The sequence below is a fragment of the Micromonospora sp. NBC_01392 genome (assembly GCF_045040125.1).
Lineage (GTDB): Bacteria > Actinomycetota > Actinomycetes > Mycobacteriales > Micromonosporaceae > Micromonospora.
Window position 1 is genome coordinate 5,808,264 of sequence record NZ_CP109549.1, and the last position, 14,887, is coordinate 5,823,150.

The following is a 14,887-nucleotide window of genomic DNA, read 5'->3' on the forward strand; positions in this document are numbered from 1 at the left end:
TCTGCGCGACGGCGGCCTGGTGGTGCGGTGGGTCAGGTGGTGGTGGCCCGGTTGCGGGCGAGGAACTGGGTCAGGCTGCGGAACTGCACCTGCTGGACCAGGACGGCGGCGACGATGATGCCGCCCTTGACCATGTTCTGGGCCTCGGCGGAGAGGTTGTTGATGGCGAACAGGTTGGTGATCGTGGAGAAGATGATCACCCCGAGCAGGGAGCCGATGATGGTGCCCCGCCCGCCGCTGAGCAGCGTGCCGCCGATGATCGCGGCGGCGATCGCGTCCAGCTCGTAGAGGTTGGCCATCGCCGCCTGGGCGGAGGTGGCCTGCGCGGTCAGCATCACCGCGGCGATGCCGCAGCAGAGGCCGGAGAGCGCGTAGAGCAGCACGGTGTGCCGGCGTACGTTGATGCCGGCGAGCCGGGCCGCCTCCGGGTTGCCGCCGACCGCCACCGTGCGACGGCCGAACGTGGTCCGGTTGAGCAGCACCCACCCGGCCGCCACCACCGCGATCAGGATGTAGACGAGCAGCGGGATGCCGAGCACGTTGGTGGTGGCGATGCCGTTGATGAACGAGCTGGTGGAGACCTGGGTCTGCTTGTCGGAGATCTCCGCCGCGAGCCCTCGGGCGGCCACCAGCATGGCCAGCGTGGCGATGAACGGCACCAGCCGCCCGTACGAGATGAGCAGGCCGTTGACCACGCCGACGGCCAGCCCGACGGTGAGCGCGCTGAAGATCATGCCGCCGGCGCCGTAGCTCTGGGTGGCGAGCGTGGTGGACCAGACACCGGCCAGCGCCACGATCGCGCCGACCGACAGGTCGATGCCGCCGCCGATGATCACGAAGGTCATGCCGACGGTGACCACGCCGACCACCGAGGCGAGCTTGAGGATGGTGAGCGTGTTGCCCCACACCCAGTTCGGGTCGCCGTACAGGTCGGGGCGGGTCAGGATGCCGATGACCACCAGCACCACAAGCGTGGCCAGCAGGCCGAGGTTGCGCTTCGCGCCCTCCCCGCCGTCGCCGCGCCACCAGGAGAGCCGGGCCGGCGCGTCGACCTTGGCGGTCTCCGCCCGGTCCACCGGCGGCGACTGCGCGGGCAGCGTGGTGTGGGTATCGCTCATGCCGGTGCGCCTTCCATGAGGGACCCCGCCATCACGAGGTCGAGCACGGTGTTCTCGTCGAGTTCGCCGGCCGGGGCCTCGCGGACCACCCGGCCCTCCCGCATCACCAGCACCCGGTCGGCCAGGCCCAGCACCTCGGGCACCTCGCTGGAGACCAGCAGCACCCCGACGCCCCGGGCGGCCAGGTCGCGGATCACCTGGTACAGCTCGGCGCGGGCGCCCACGTCCACGCCCCGGGTCGGCTCGTCGAGCAGCAACAGCCGGGTGTCCCCGAGCAGCCACCGGCCGACCACCACCTTCTGCTGGTTGCCGCCGGACAGCGTGCGCACCGGCCGGCGTACGTCCCGGGGGCGCAGCTCCAGCGCGGCGGCGATCCGGTCCGCCTCGGCCCGTTCCCGCCCGGCGTCGGTGAAGCCCAGGCGGGCGTACCTGCCGAACGTGGCGAGCGTGACGTTGCGGTAGATCGGCTCGCCGAGCAGCAGCGCCTGGCTCTTGCGCTCCTCGGGCGCCATGCCCATGCCGGCCCGGACCGCCGCGCCCACGCTGCCCGGCCGCAGTGCCTTGCCGGCCAGCCGGACCGTCCCGGCGTGCGCCCGGCGGGCCCCGAAGATGGTCTCCAGCAGCTCGGAGCGGCCGGAACCGACCAGCCCCGCGATCCCGACGATCTCCCCGGCCCGCACGCCGAGCGAGACGTCGGCGAACTCGCCGTGCCGGGTCAGCCCGTCCACCCGGAGCAGCTCCGCGCCGGCGCGGTCGTCGGCCGGGCGCTGCGGGAAGACGTACTCGATGGTCCGCCCGGTCATCCGGGCGACCAGGTCGCGGGTCGGGGTGTCACGCGCCGGCAGGCTCGCCGCCGTGGTCCGGCCGTCCTTGAGTACGGTCACCCGGTCGCCGATCTCGCGGATCTCCTCCATCCGGTGCGAGATGTAGATGACCGCGATGCCCTGCGCGGTGAGTTCCCGGATGATCCGGAACAGGTTGCCCACCTCGTCGTGGGCCAGCACCGCGCTCGGCTCGTCCATGATGATCAGGCGGGCCTCGTGGGACAGCGCCCGGGCCATGCTGACGATCTGCTTGCCGGCCGCCGGCAGGTGCCGCACCAGCCGCCCGGGCGGGATCTCCGGGTGGCCGAGCCGGGCCAGGATCTGCCGGGTCCGCCGGGCCATGTGCCCGCGCCGGACGAAGCCGAGCCGGCGCGGCTCGTGGCCGAGGAACGCGTTCTCCGCCACCGACAGGTCGTCGACCAGGTCGAGTTCCTGGTAGATGGTGGCGATGCCGGCGCGCATGGCGGCCTGCGGGTTGGCGAACGCGGCCGGTTCGCCGCGCCACACCACCTCGCCGGAATCCGGCCGGTGCACACCGGCGAGCACCTTGATCAGGGTGGACTTGCCGGCGCCGTTCTGCCCCAGCAGGCAGTGCACCTCGCCGGCCCGCACCTCCAACTGCACGCCGTCCAGCGCGCGTACGCCGGGGAACGTCTTCACCACGTCGGTGAGGCGCAGCACCACCTCGCCCGCGACGGCGTCGGCGGGCGCCCCGACCAGCGGTTCCTTCCCGGTCATCTCCCCCTCCTTCATGCGGTGCTGGCTGGGCATGCCCTCACGGCCCTCGCTCCGCTCGGTGCGCTCGGTCATGCGGGGCTGGCTGGGCATGCCCTCACGGCCCTCGCTCCGCTCGGTGCGCTCGGTCATGCGGGGCTGGTCGGGCATGCCCTCACGGCCCTCGCTCCGCTCGGTGCGCTCGGTCATGCGGCTTCCCCGAACGCGACGTCGCTGGCGAGCACGGCGGCGCCGGCGACGCCGGCGCGCGGGCCCAGCTCGGAGAGGACGACCGGCAGGTTGCCGGTGGCCAGCGGCAGCGAGCGGCGGTAGACCACGCTGCGGATCTCGGCGAGCAGGATGTGGCCGAGCTGCGCGAGCCCGCCACCGATGACGATCATGGACGGGTTGGTGAAGCTGACCAGCCCGGCCAGCACGCTGCCGACCCGCCGGCCGCCGTCACGGATGAGCTGGATGCAGGTGACGTCGCCCTCGATCGCGCCCTGGGCCACGTCCAGCGCGGTGACCGCGCCCCGGGCGGTGAGCCGCTCGACCAGGGCTGGTGAGACCTCGGCGCGGGCCGCGGCGGTCGCCTCCCGGGCCAGCGCCGCGCCGCTGAACACCGCCTCCAGGCAGCCGAGGTTGCCGCAGGAGCACATCGGGCCGTTCGGGTCGACCTGGATGTGGCCGATGTCGCCGGCGCAGCCGTCGGTGCCCCGGTAGACCTCGCCGTGCAGGTAGATGCCGCAGCCGATGCCGGTGCCGATCTTGATGAAGAGGAAGTCGTCGACCGAGTGGGCGACGCCGCCGTGCCGCTCGCCGATCGCCATGATGTTGACGTCGTTGTCGACCACGGCCGGGCAGCCGTGCTCGCGGGTCAGCAGCTCGCGGACCGGGAAGCGGTCCCAGCCCGGCATGATCGGTGGCGAGACCGGCACCCCGTCGCGGAAGCTCACCGGGCCGGGCACGCCGATGCCGATCGCGTCGAGCCGCTCGTACGCGCCGTCCACCTTGGCCTTGTGCAGCAGGTCGTTGACCCTTTGCAGGGTCACCTTGGGGCCGGAGCGGATGTCGGCCGGTTCGGTGTACGCGGTGACCGGCTCCAGCCGGCCGTTGACCACCTCGACGTCGATCGAGCTGGCGCCCAGGTCGACCGAGGCGAAGCGCAGGTGCGGGCTCAGCTCGACCAGCGTGGAGCGGCGTCCGCCCCGGGAGGCGGCCAGCCCGGCCTCGGCCACGTAGCCGAGGGAGACCAGCCGCTCCAACTCGGCGAGCAGCCGCGGGCGGGGCATCTGGAGGCGGTCACCGAGCTCGGCGCGGGAGATCGCGCCCTGGTCCCGGAGCAGCCGCAGGAGCCGTACGTGCAGGGGATCGACCGTCCGCACCGGCAGTCACCTCCGCATCGGAGTCGTTCACATCGACGCAACGCCGAGGTGTTGTGTCCGACACAGTAGGAGCCTTCCGGGTCGCGTGTCCATAGCTTCAGCGCATTTGGCGAAAACTTCTGTCCGTATGAACAAAAGAGTCTTCCGAATCATGAAAACGCCGCCGCCCCGCCCGGTTCGACCGGGCGGGGCGGCGGCGTTCGAGATCAGCGCGGTGCGGGCGCGTTGCGCTTCTTGCGCAGCTTGCGGTCGTCGCGCAGCTCGACGTAGGGCTCCTTGTCCTCGGGGAGGCCGGCGGCGATGGCGCGGCTGCGCTCCAGCTCGGCGTCGAACTCGGCGCCGAGCAGGATGGCCACGTTGCTCAGCCAGAGCCAGACCAGGAAGATGATCACGCCGGCCACCGCGCCGTACGTCTTGTTGTACGAGCCGAAGTTGCTCACGTAGAGCGCGAACAGGCCGGACACCACCAACCAGAGCACCACGGCCAGCACGCCACCGGGGCTGACCCAGCGGAAGCCGCCGTGCCGGGCGTTCGGCGACGCCCAGTAGAGGATCGCGAACATCAGGCTGACCAGGAGCAGCAGCACCGGCCACTTGGCGATGTTCCACACCGTGACCGCGGTCGAGCCGAGCCCGATCGCGTTGCCGGCCTGCTCGGCCAACCCGCCGGTGAACACCACGATCACGGCGCTGATCAGCAGCAGAACGCCGATCACCGCGGTCACGCCGAGCCGGATCGGCAGCGTCTTCCAGATCGGCCGCCCCTCCGGCACGTCGTAGATGCTGTTCGAGGCGCGCATGAACGCGGCGATGTAACCGGAGGCCGACCAGAACGCGGCGATCAGACCGATCACCGCCGCGATGCTCGCCAGCCCGCCGGAGTCACCGGCCTGCGTGATCGCGCTCTCGATGATCTTCCGGATGTTCTCCTCGGGCACCGCCTGGTTGACCGTGTCCTGCACACCCTGGGTGGCCCGGTCGCCGAGCAGGCCGAGCAGCGAGATCAGCACCAGCACGCCCGGGAAGATGGAGAGCACGCCGTAGTAGGTGAGCGCGGCGGCCCAGTCGGTAAGGCTGTCGTCCTGGAACTCCCGGACGGTCCGCTTGAGCGTCGCCACCCAGCCCGGACCCGGCAGCTCGGTCGGGCTGTCCGGACCGTCGTCCGGGCCCACCGGCCCGGTACGCTCGCGCCCCTCGCGGGCGGGAGACTCGTCGCTGGCCATCGCACCTCCCTCGTCGTCGTGTCGTCACTGCACGACTTGCCCCGAGGTCGGGTCGGGTAACCAGCCACCTCCCGGATAACCTGCCGGTACGCCGGAACGGGCGGGGCGCATGAGCGGGGCGGCCGGGCGGGGGTCATCCCCGTCACACCGCCCCGGCTTCGGTCAGCGGGCGGGGAGCCGGTCGACGAACGCGCGCCAGGCGTCGGGCGCGAAGGCCAGCACCGGGCCGGCCGGGTCCTTGGAGTCACGCACCGCGACCCCGCCGGGCCGGGCGTCCGCCACCTCCACGCAGTTGGCACCCTGGCCGTTGCTGCGGCTGCTCTTGCGCCACCGGGCGTTGCTCAGGTCCATGCCCCCGCCACCTCCGTCAGGAATTCGAGGGACTGCTGGTGCGACAGTGCCTCACCGCGGACCGACTCCCACACCTCGACCATCCGCCGCACGTGGTCGGCGCGGTCGATCACCTGCGCGTGGAGCTGCCCGTCCTGGTAGACCACGTCCTCGCCGTGCGGCGGGGTGGCGATCACGAACGGGCCACTCAGGCCAGGGTAGGCCCCGACCGTGAGCGGCACAACGTGGATCCGCACCCGGGGCAGCCCCGAGCCGACCTTCACCAGGTGGCGCACCTGCTCGCGCATCACCTCCGGCCCGCCGACCCGCCGGCGCACCACATGCTCGTCGACGACGAAGGTGAGCAGCGGCGGCCGTTCGCGGGTCAGCAGCGCCTGGCGGTCCAGCCGCATCGTCACCTGCTGCTCCACCTCGTCCGGCGCGAACAGCCCGTCGCCGGAGAGCAGCGCGCGGGCGTAGCCCTCGGTCTGGAGCAGGCCCGGCACGCAGATCGGCTCGAACGAACGCAGTGCGGTGGAGTCCGCCTCGATGCCGGGCCAGTCGCGGAACCACGGCACCACGGCCTCCCGGCCGATCCGCCGCTGGATGCGCTCGAAGCGCCCGTCGGTGCCGAGCACCGTGTCGCAGCGGCGGGCGAAGTCCAGGCTCGGGCGGCGCTCACAGGTCTCCACCTTGGCCACCAGCGCGCCGGAATAGCTAAGCGCCTCGGCCAACGACGTCTGGGACATGCCGTTGGCCGCGCGGGCGAGCCGTAACTCCTCCGCGAAGTGCTCCAGCATGGACGACAGTTCCACGGACAGCCTCCGTACATCCTCGACACACCCGGGAGCCGGCCGGCGGACGCGCTGGTCGTCGCCGTGCCGAACGCCCCACCGTAGTCGCGCCGTCACCAGACTGTCACGCAGCGGAACCGCTCACGGGATCGGACGGCGGGCGGAACCAGGCCGGGGGCGTCGGCGCACGACGAGGTCCGTCGACGCCCCCTCCCACTGCGACGGAGGTACGCCCATGCCCCGGTACCGTCCGCACGTCGCGGCCCGCCCGTCCTGGCGCTGCCGGATCTGCGGCGCGGCCTGGCCGTGCTCCCCCGCCCGGCTGGCGCTGCTCGGTGAGTACCGCGAGGACCGGATCGCGCTGCTGGTGTATCTCGGCACGCTGCTGTGCGAGGCCACCGCCGACCTGGCCGCCGACCGGGACAACGCCACCCCGCAGGGCCTGGCGCAGCGTTTCGTCGGCTGGGCTCGGGCCCGCTGACAACGACACGGGACGGCACAGTCTGATTATCAGATACACTGACGCCATGCGTACCATCTCGGCCACCGAAGCCTCGCGGAGATTCTCCGACCTCCTCGATGCGATCGAGCGCGGCGAGAGCGTCATCGTCACGCGCGGAAACCGCCCGATCGCGGAGATCCATCCAGCCCACCGTCGCACCGGTCGAGACCTTCGAGCCGCGCTGACGGACGTCCCGTCGCCCGATGATCACTTCGAGCGGGACATCGCCGACGCCCTCGGCTACGTGACGAGCGAACGGACGGATCCATGGGCCGACGCCTGATCCTCGACACCAACGTCCTCATCGCCTACGAACGCGGCACACTCGACCGCGACTCCCTCGACCAGGACGAACTCGCGATCGCCGCCGTCACCGTCGCCGAATACCGGGTCGGCATCGAACTGGCCGACACCGTCACACGCGCGGCCGACCGGGCACGAGCCCTGGCGGCGATCGTCAGCGCGGTTGACGTCCTCGACTACACCGAGGCGACAGCCGCTCACCACGCCCGACTCATCGCGCACGTACGCCGCTCCGGGACACCACGCGGCGCCCACGATCTGATCATCGCCGCTCATGCGGCCGAAAGCGGACGGACCGTGCTGAGCCGAGACGCAAAAGCCCGCTTCGGCGACCTGCCCAACGTCTCGGCCGCGGAGGTCTGAGCGGCCAGCACTGACAGCGCCCGTCGTCGCCGGGACCACGCGTACGACGGTTACGGCGTCCAGTCGCTCCGCAGCAGGCCGTAGAGCACCAGGTCCGCGAAGCCGTCGCCGTCGTACGCCCGCTCCCGCTGGGTGCCCTCGTGGACGAAGCCGCACGCCTCGGCGGTCCGCCGCATGGCGGTGTTGCCGGCCAGCGTCTCCAGCTCCAGACGACGGAGGTTCCGGCTGCGGAAGCCGTACCGGCAGAGCAGCCGGACCACCTCGGTCCCGTAGCCCTGGCCACGGGCCTCGGGGACCAGCGAGATGCCGAGGTGGGCGAACCGCTCGAACGCGCTGATACCCCACAGCGTGCACCCACCGAGGAACGTGCCGTCGGCCACGGTCTCAGCCAGGAACGACACCCAGGTGCGGCTGTCTGGCGGCTCGGTGACCTGCTTCTCCAGCCGGGCCCGTTCCTGCCCGACGTGGCGCGGCAGGAACGGCTGGTCGTCGGTGAGCAGATGCAGCTCGGGGTCACCGTGCAGCCGGAACATGCTCGGCGCGTCGTCGGGCGTGGGCGGGCGCAACCGGACCCGTTCGGTGGCGAACATCCCGCGACGCTAACAGCCGATGAGCAACCCGCACGACCGGATAACCGGGGCACCGCGAGGTCGTCCGGCGCGCCTAGGGTGGCGGTGTGTCTGGTGCGGAAAGATACCGCGAGGTGGGGGAGGCCGGCTGGGCCTGGGTAATGAGCCAGGTCCGGAACGACGACGGACCGTGGCTGCCCGAGGTGGTCGGCGACGATCAACCTCGGCCGGCCGAGGACCGCGACTCGCTCTACGCGGGCATCGCCGGGCTGGCTCCCGTGCTCGCGGAGATCGGCCGGCACCGCGAGCACGACGGCGCCGAGACGGCACTGGCGGCGGGCATCGTCGACCGGCTGAGCCGCACGTTGCCCGCGGACCGTTTCGACGCGTCCCTGTACGACGGCCTCGCCGGTCGGGTGACCGCGCTGCGGTTGCTGGCTCCCGGGCGGGAGCGCGTGGCGATGCGGCGGCTGGCCGAGGCGCGCACGCCCGCCGGCTGGGACCCGCCGCCGAGCGTGGCGGCGGAGTCGCACGGCCCGACGACGGACGTCGTCTCCGGCAGCGCCGGAGTGGTCCTGACCGCTGCCTGGGCCGGGGGTGAGGCCGCCGCCGCGGTCATGACGACCGGGGGTGAGGCGATCCTGCGGGTGGCCGAGCCGACCGAGGCAGGCGTGGACTGGCGGATGTGGCCGGGGTATCGGTCAAGCTCTCCGAACTTCTCCCACGGCACCGCCGGGGTGGCCGCGGCGCTGGCCGTGGCCGGCCACGCGCTGGACCGGCCCGACTTCGTCGACGCCGCCCGGCGGGGCGCCGAGCACCTCGTGCGCATCGCCTCGCTCGACGACGGCGGGTTCGTCGTGGAGCACACCATCCCCCGCTCGCAACGCGAGGTGGAGCCCGTGACGTACAACTGGTGCCACGGCCCGTCCGGCACCTCCCAGTTGTTCGCCGCGCTGGCCCGCGCCGGGGTCGAGCGGGTCGGCGGGTTCGAGGTCGGCGAGCTGCGCCGCCGCTGCCTGCACTCGGTCCTCACGTCCGGCGTGCCGGACCGGCTCCGCCCCGGTTTCTGGGACAACGACGGGCGCTGCTGCGGCACGGCGGGCGTCGGGGACATCCTGATCGACGCCGCCCAGGACACCACGGAAGCGCCCTACGCGGCACTACTGCTGCGGGGCGCCGGCATGATGGCCGACGCCCTGGTCGAGCGCGCGATCCGCGACGACGCGGGGGCGCGCTGGCAGTTCGTGGAGCACCGGCAGGATCCGCCGCTGCTGCCGCCGCGTACGGCCTGGATGCAGGGGGCGGCGGGGATCGCCGCCTTCCTGCTGCGGTTCGCCCGCGTCCTGGAGGACGGCCCGACCGCTGCGGTCGTCGACCGCCCCGACCAGTGGTGGACCGTGCCCGAGCGGCTGTGCGTCAGCCGGGCCCGGCGGTGAACCCGGGCGGCCCGGTCAGGACGCCGCCAGCAGTCGGATCTCGCAGCGGACGCCACTGGCCTTGGCGAGCCGACCGTCACCGGTCACGAGTGGGCAGGCCATCAACTCCGCCGCCGCGACGTAGGCCGCGTCGTACGCCGTGACGTTGCCCCGCAACTGCCACATCCGGTCGAGCAGCATCGCGACACCGACCTCGTCGATGACCAGCGACGGCAGAGTGTCGATCGCCTCCTGAGCCCGAGCCTGGGCGAGCTTCCTCCCGAGGACCTTGCCTCTGATCACGGAGATGGCCTCGACCAGAAGATGGCTCGGCGCGGCCCAGTGCGGATCCCCGGTCAGTTCCGCCCGCGCCGCGGCGCCGACCGGTCCGTCATCGACCAGGGCATCGGCCAGAACCGACGCGTCCACGACGATCACGCGGCGCGCCCCCCAGGCCCGCGCTGCTCCCGCTGGTCGTTCAACTCTGCGGCACTCTCTCCCGGCAGGGAACGAGTGCCGTCCGACCGGCCGGCGAAGCGATCAAGGACCGCCGTGTTGCCCAATCGTCGAGCCTGCGTCTCCACCAACTCCAACAGGTACGCCTGGAGTGACTGCCCGCGCGCCCTGGCCTGGGCCGCCAGGGCGTCCCGCACGTATTCCGGCACGTCCCGGATCTGGAGGGCAACCATGCATTCATTATGCATGCAGCATCGCTCGCTCGCGGGAAAACACGCGGACCCGCGCCGGTCGCGGTCAGACGTCGGCGGGCGTGGTGGCGGCGCGGGCCTCGGCCACCAGGCGGCCGGTCTCGGCGACCACCGCCTCGTCGTCGGCCGGCGTTCCCGGGTCGTAGCGGACCGTCCAGGTCAGACCGTCCACGCCGGGCACCCGCCGGGCCGCGATCCGGCCCGCGCCGCCGGGCACCGGGTGGTGCGCGGTGTACGCCACCGAACCGGTGACCCGCGTCCGCACCTGGTGCGGCAGCTCCCCGGGATCGAGCAGCAGGTACGTCTCGGCCGGGGCGTCGGCGACCACCAGGTAGCCGTCCCGCTCGGTGACCGGCTCGGCCGGCGTGACGGTGAGTTCCCGGCCGGACCAGACCGCCTTGAGGACGTCGTGCCAGCCGAGGCGCTCCCCCCGGCCGGGCAGCCAGAGCCCCCGGTTGCTGGCGACCAGCACGCCGTCGCCCTCGCCGTTGCCGGCGGCGGCCCAGGCGAGCACCCGCTCGTCGGCGGCGAGCGGCGGCCGGTCGGCCGGCGGCAGCTTCGAGCGGCGGCGGAAGAGTCCCATCACAGTCCTCCGGCGGCCTGCTCGCGCAGGGCCCGCGCGTGTTGTTCGAGTGAGAGCAGCTCCCCGAACAGGGCGAAGTATTCGTCCTTGTTGCTCACCGGGTTGACCCGCTGGATCTTCGACTTGAGGTCGCGGATCCGGCCGGTGACCGAACTCCACTGCAACCGGGCCATCGTCACCGAGACGTACCTCGGGTCGGGCTCGCCGTCGATGCGCAACGGCTCCACCGCCAGCTCCCCCACCAGGGCCTGGGCGGCCAGGTCGGCGCAGGCGTCGCGGACCCGCTCGATCCAGACCGCACCGCCGGTGGCGCCGGCCGCACCGCCGGCCTCGGCGACGGCGACGCGCACCGCGGCGTGCACCGGATGTTGGTAGTCGGCGGCCTCGACCGCGTCGAACATCGGGCCGGCCAGCACCGGCTCCTGCAACGCCAGCTTCAGCGCCTCCCGCTCCACCATGGAACGGGGACTGTCCACGGCGGGCGTGGCGGGGCCGGGGCGCGTCGGCGCGGGCCGACCGTTGGCCGGCTGCCCGTTGCCGGCGGTCAGCACGGCGCGCTGCACCGGCTCGATCTCCATGCCGAGATCGCCTGCGAGCTTGCGGACGTACTCCGGGCGTTTCTCCCGGTCCTTGATTTTCGCGACCAGCGGCGCGGCGCGGCGCATCGCCTCGACCCGGCCGTCGACGGTGTCGAGGTCGAACCGGTTGATGACGTGCCGGAGCGCGAAGTCGACGAGCGGCTCGCGGCGGGCCACCAGGTCGCGGACGGCCAGGTCGCCCTTGGCCAGCCGCAGGTCGCACGGGTCCATGTTGTCCGGGCTGACCGCGATGAACGTCCGCCCGACGAAGCGTTGGTCGTCCTCGAACGCGCGCAACGCGGCCTTCTGGCCGGCGGCGTCACCGTCGAACGTGAAGATGATCTCCCCGGCCCGCTCGTCGCTGTCGAAGAGCACCCGGCGCAGCACCGAGATGTGGTCGCCGCCGAACGCCGTGCCGCACGTCGCCACCGCGGTCGGGACGTCGGCGAGGTGGCAGGCCATCACGTCGGTGTAGCCCTCGACCACCACCACCTTGCCCTGCTTGGCGATCTCTCGTTTGGCCTGGTCGATGCCGTAGAGGACGTGCGACTTCTTGTAGATCGGCGTCTCGGGGGTGTTGAGGTATTTCGGGCCGTCGTCGTCGTCGAACAGCTTGCGGGCGCCGAAGCCGATCACGTCGCCGGTGATGTCCCGGATGGGCCACATCAGGCGACGGCGGAACCTGTCGATCAGCGAGCCCGACCGGGCCGGGCGGGACAGGCCGCCGGTGACCAGCTCGTCGTGGCTGAAGCCCTGCTGGCGCAGGTGCCTGGTGAGCAGGTCCCACCCGTCGGGGGCGAAGCCGCAGCCGTAGCGCTCGGCGGCGGCCCGGTCGAAGCCCCGCCGGGCCAGGAACTCGCGGGCCGGGCGGGCGCCGGCGGTGGTGAGCTGGGCCCGGTAGAACTCGACGGCGGCGGCGTGCGCGGCCACCAGGCGCTGCCGCTGCCCCTGCTGCGGCCGGGCGCGCGGGGTGGACCGGTCGTCCTCGACGTAGCGAAGCTGGATGCCGGCACGGGCGGCGAGGCTCTCGACCGACTCGATGAAGCCGAGATGCTCGGCGTCCATCAGGAACTTGATCGCGTCACCGCCGACCCCGCAGCCGAAGCAGTAGAACACGTTGCGGGCGGGCGACACGTTGAACGAGGGGCTCTTCTCGTCGTGGAACGGACAGAGCCCCTTGAGGTTGCCACCCCCGGCCGACTTGAGCGTCACCACCTCGGAGATGACGTCCGCGATGGAGGTGCGCTCGCGGACCAGCGCGATGTCCTCGTCCCGGATCCGCCCCGCCATGACCGCCACCTCCTCGGCGTACATCCTGCCCTGCCGGACCGACGATCCGGCGGCCGGGGGGACGGACGTGTGGCGGACGCCGCCCGCCCCGCCGGCCTCACGCCGAGCGGCCGGCCCCGGCCGCGGCGTCGCCGATCCGCGGGAACGGTTCGATGGAGAAGACCACCTCGACCGGCACCTCGAAGTACGCGGCGATGCGCAGCGCCAGGTGCAGGCTGGGCCGGAACTCACCGCGTTCCAGGTAGCCGACGGTCTGGTAGTGCACCCCGAGCGCGTCGGCGAGCTGCCGGCGGGAGACGCCCCGTTCGGCCCGCAGCACCGCGATCCGGTTGTGCACGGTCTCGCTCATCGCCGCCCTCTCATCCGACCCGCTGCATGGCCCGCTCCCGCCGGGCCGCGACCCGCGAGCCGGACTCCCGGCGGGCCATCCGGCGCAGCACCACCGGGGCCAGCACCAGCCCGAGCACCGCCCAGGCGCCGAGCACGCCCAGCGTCTCCAGGTGCCGCCAGGAGCCGCCCAGCTCGACCGCCGCCAGGTCGGCCGGGAGCAGCGCCGAGCGCATGCCCAAGCCTAGCCAGTAGAGCGGGAAGACCTGGGCGACGCCCTGGAGCCAGCCGGGCAGGCCGTTGATCGGGTAGAAGATGCCGGAGAGCGCGATCAGGCCGAAGATCGGCAGGACCACCAGGCCCATGTTGCGCGGGTTCTCGATCACCGAGCCGATCACCGCGCCCAGCGGCAGCGTCGCCACCAGCCCGAGCGGCACCACCCAGGCCAGGGTGAGCCAGGCGCCGGGGTCGCCGAGCCGCAGCCCGTCCAGGAAGAACAGGCCGGGCACGAGCTGGATGACCACGCCGATCAGCGAGATCGCCGAGATCAGCACCAGCTTGCCGACCAGGTAGCCGAGCATGCCGTTGGGGATCGCCTTGGCCCGCAGCAGCGTGCCGTCCTCCCGGTCGACGATGAGCTGCTGGGCCAGCCCGAGCAGGCCGCCGAAGAGCAGGCCCATGCCGAGCGCGCTGGGCAGCGTCCGGGCGCCGAGCGAGAAGTCGGTGCCGGGCACGGTCGAGCCGCGCATGAAGAACATGGCGACCAGCAGCACCGCCGTCGGGAAGAAGTAGTTCCACAGGTCCTGGCCGTTGGTGAACGTGGCGCGCAGCTCGATCAGGCCGCGCCGCAGCCCGGCCCGGAGCGCGGTGGTGGTCGGGGTCATCGCGTCGCCTCCTGCTGCCACACCCGCTCGGCCCGGCCGGTGCGGATGCCGGTCTCCTCCTCGTGCACCAACGCCAGGTACGCGTCCTCCAGGCTGGCCCGGCGCACCTCCAGCTCCCGCACCCGGTCGCCGTGCTCGCGGAGCAGGTCGCGCAGGAACGCGGTGGCGTCGGCGGTGGCGTGCACGTACCGCTCGCCGTCGCGGGTCCAGCGGACCTCGGCGTCGGAGGCGACGCGGCGGGCCAACTGGTCCGGTGACCCCTCGGCGACGATCCGACCGCCGGCCAGGATGAGGATGCGGTCGGCCAGCTTCTCCGCCTCGGCCAGGTCGTGCGTGGTCAGCACGATGGTGGTCTCGTCGAGGTCGGTGAGGCGGTGCACCAGCTCGTGGAACTCGCGCCGGGCCGCCGGGTCGAAGCCGACCGTCGGCTCGTCCAGGAACAGCAGCTCCGGCCGGCCGACGATGCCGACCGCCACGTCGAGGCGGCGGCGCTGCCCGCCGGAGAGCCGGGCCACCCGGCTGTCGGCGTGCGCGGTCAGCCCCACGGTGGCCAGCAGGTCGTCGACCGGCCAGGGACGCGGCGTCCGGTCGGTCGCGTACGGCGCGTAGAAGTCGCCGAGGTGGGTGAGCAGCTCCCGGACCCGCCACTTGCCGTGGTCGCGCCAGGACTGGAGCACCACGCCGAGCCGGGCGCGCCAGCGCTCGTCGCCGCGGGCCGGGTCGACGCCGAGCACCCGGACCGTGCCGGCGGAGGGCAGCCGGAAGCCCTCCAGGATCTCGATGGTGGTGGTCTTGCCGGCGCCGTTGGGCCCGAGCAGCGCGACCACCTCGCCGCGCCGGGCGGTGAGGTCGACGCCGTGCAGCACGTCCACGGTGCCGTACCGCATGCGTAGGTCGCGGACGTCGAGGACCAGATCCTCGTCGGGAGGCCGGGGGGCCGCGACCGCCCCCGGGAGTTCGACCGCAGTCATGCCTCGG

The 14,887-nt window shown here is 72.8% G+C and carries 18 protein-coding genes; 4 read left to right on the forward strand and 14 right to left on the reverse strand.

Annotated elements, in window-relative coordinates; genetic code table 11:
• Window positions 1-32: 32 nt before the first annotated feature.
• The 6 genes from OG767_RS25040 to OG767_RS25065 all read right to left on the reverse strand — a co-directional run bounded on the left by OG767_RS25040 (window position 33) and on the right by OG767_RS25065 (window position 6,409).
• Window positions 33-1,118 (reverse strand): ABC transporter permease, encoded by a 1,086-nt coding sequence (locus OG767_RS25040; RefSeq protein WP_281937119.1) that lies wholly within the window; start codon window positions 1,116-1,118, stop codon window positions 33-35.
• Window positions 1,115-2,680, reverse strand: a complete 1,566-nt coding sequence (locus OG767_RS25045; protein ID WP_405094304.1) for a sugar ABC transporter ATP-binding protein — start codon at window positions 2,678-2,680, stop codon at window positions 1,115-1,117. Before OG767_RS25045 ends, OG767_RS25040 begins: the two co-directional genes overlap by 4 nt.
• Window positions 2,681-2,862: 182 nt before the next feature.
• On the reverse strand, window positions 2,863-4,041 hold the full coding sequence (locus OG767_RS25050; protein ID WP_107155761.1) for an ROK family protein: 1,179 nt from the start codon (window positions 4,039-4,041) through the stop codon (window positions 2,863-2,865).
• Between the two features lie 206 nt (window positions 4,042-4,247).
• Window positions 4,248-5,264 carry a YihY/virulence factor BrkB family protein gene (locus OG767_RS25055; protein WP_405090775.1) on the reverse strand — a complete coding sequence of 339 codons (1,017 nt, stop codon included), beginning with the start codon at window positions 5,262-5,264 and terminating at the stop codon, window positions 4,248-4,250.
• A 162-nt stretch (window positions 5,265-5,426) separates the two neighbouring features.
• A complete protein-coding gene (locus tag OG767_RS25060) occupies window positions 5,427-5,615 on the reverse strand; it encodes a DUF397 domain-containing protein (RefSeq protein ID WP_405090776.1) in 189 nt (62 codons plus the stop codon).
• On the reverse strand, window positions 5,606-6,409 hold the full coding sequence (locus tag OG767_RS25065; protein ID WP_405090777.1) for a Scr1 family TA system antitoxin-like transcriptional regulator: 804 nt from the start codon (window positions 6,407-6,409) through the stop codon (window positions 5,606-5,608). The genes OG767_RS25060 and OG767_RS25065 overlap by 10 nt, the downstream gene beginning before the upstream one ends.
• A gap of 214 nt (window positions 6,410-6,623) precedes the next feature.
• Between OG767_RS25065 and OG767_RS25070 the strand changes: the two genes are divergently transcribed.
• The 3 genes from OG767_RS25070 to OG767_RS25080 are packed head-to-tail and all read left to right on the forward strand — an operon-like array spanning window position 6,624 to window position 7,556.
• Window positions 6,624-6,869, forward strand: a complete 246-nt coding sequence (locus OG767_RS25070; protein ID WP_405090778.1) for a flavin reductase — start codon at window positions 6,624-6,626, stop codon at window positions 6,867-6,869.
• Between the two features lie 46 nt (window positions 6,870-6,915).
• Complete coding sequence (locus OG767_RS25075; protein WP_396775730.1) at window positions 6,916-7,173, forward strand: type II toxin-antitoxin system Phd/YefM family antitoxin; 258 nt, start codon at window positions 6,916-6,918, stop codon at window positions 7,171-7,173.
• A complete protein-coding gene (locus OG767_RS25080; protein WP_396775732.1) occupies window positions 7,158-7,556 on the forward strand; it encodes a PIN domain-containing protein in 399 nt (132 codons plus the stop codon). Before OG767_RS25075 ends, OG767_RS25080 begins: the two co-directional genes overlap by 16 nt.
• Window positions 7,557-7,606: 50 nt before the next feature.
• Here OG767_RS25080 and OG767_RS25085 read toward each other — a convergent pair whose 3' ends face one another.
• A complete protein-coding gene (locus OG767_RS25085; protein WP_405090779.1) occupies window positions 7,607-8,146 on the reverse strand; it encodes a GNAT family N-acetyltransferase in 540 nt (179 codons plus the stop codon).
• A gap of 86 nt (window positions 8,147-8,232) precedes the next feature.
• Between OG767_RS25085 and OG767_RS25090 the strand changes: the two genes are divergently transcribed.
• Window positions 8,233-9,561: a lanthionine synthetase LanC family protein gene (locus OG767_RS25090; RefSeq protein ID WP_405090780.1), complete on the forward strand. Its 1,329-nt coding sequence runs from the start codon at window positions 8,233-8,235 to the stop codon at window positions 9,559-9,561.
• 15 nt (window positions 9,562-9,576) lie between these two features.
• On the opposite strand, the gene OG767_RS25095 is transcribed toward OG767_RS25090, so the two are convergent.
• From OG767_RS25095 to OG767_RS25125, 7 genes are all read right to left on the reverse strand, one after another.
• Complete coding sequence (locus OG767_RS25095; RefSeq protein ID WP_405090781.1) at window positions 9,577-9,978, reverse strand: type II toxin-antitoxin system VapC family toxin; 402 nt, start codon at window positions 9,976-9,978, stop codon at window positions 9,577-9,579.
• Window positions 9,975-10,229 carry a FitA-like ribbon-helix-helix domain-containing protein gene (locus tag OG767_RS25100; RefSeq protein ID WP_405090782.1) on the reverse strand — a complete coding sequence of 85 codons (255 nt, stop codon included), beginning with the start codon at window positions 10,227-10,229 and terminating at the stop codon, window positions 9,975-9,977. Before OG767_RS25100 ends, OG767_RS25095 begins: the two co-directional genes overlap by 4 nt.
• Window positions 10,230-10,293: 64 nt before the next feature.
• On the reverse strand, window positions 10,294-10,830 hold the full coding sequence (locus tag OG767_RS25105) for a hypothetical protein (RefSeq protein ID WP_405090783.1): 537 nt from the start codon (window positions 10,828-10,830) through the stop codon (window positions 10,294-10,296).
• Entirely contained in the window at window positions 10,830-12,722 is a 1,893-nt protein-coding gene (gene dnaG, locus OG767_RS25110; protein WP_405090784.1) for a DNA primase, read from the reverse strand. Before dnaG ends, OG767_RS25105 begins: the two co-directional genes overlap by 1 nt.
• A gap of 73 nt (window positions 12,723-12,795) precedes the next feature.
• The gene (locus OG767_RS25115; protein WP_091071236.1) at window positions 12,796-13,047 is read right to left on the reverse strand and encodes a helix-turn-helix transcriptional regulator; all 252 of its coding nucleotides are present in this window, start codon (window positions 13,045-13,047) and stop codon (window positions 12,796-12,798) included.
• Between the two features lie 10 nt (window positions 13,048-13,057).
• Window positions 13,058-13,909, reverse strand: a complete 852-nt coding sequence (locus OG767_RS25120; protein ID WP_107155748.1) for an ABC transporter permease — start codon at window positions 13,907-13,909, stop codon at window positions 13,058-13,060.
• Complete coding sequence (locus OG767_RS25125; RefSeq protein ID WP_405090785.1) at window positions 13,906-14,880, reverse strand: ABC transporter ATP-binding protein; 975 nt, start codon at window positions 14,878-14,880, stop codon at window positions 13,906-13,908. The genes OG767_RS25120 and OG767_RS25125 overlap by 4 nt, the downstream gene beginning before the upstream one ends.
• Between the last annotated feature and the right edge of the window lie 7 nt (window positions 14,881-14,887).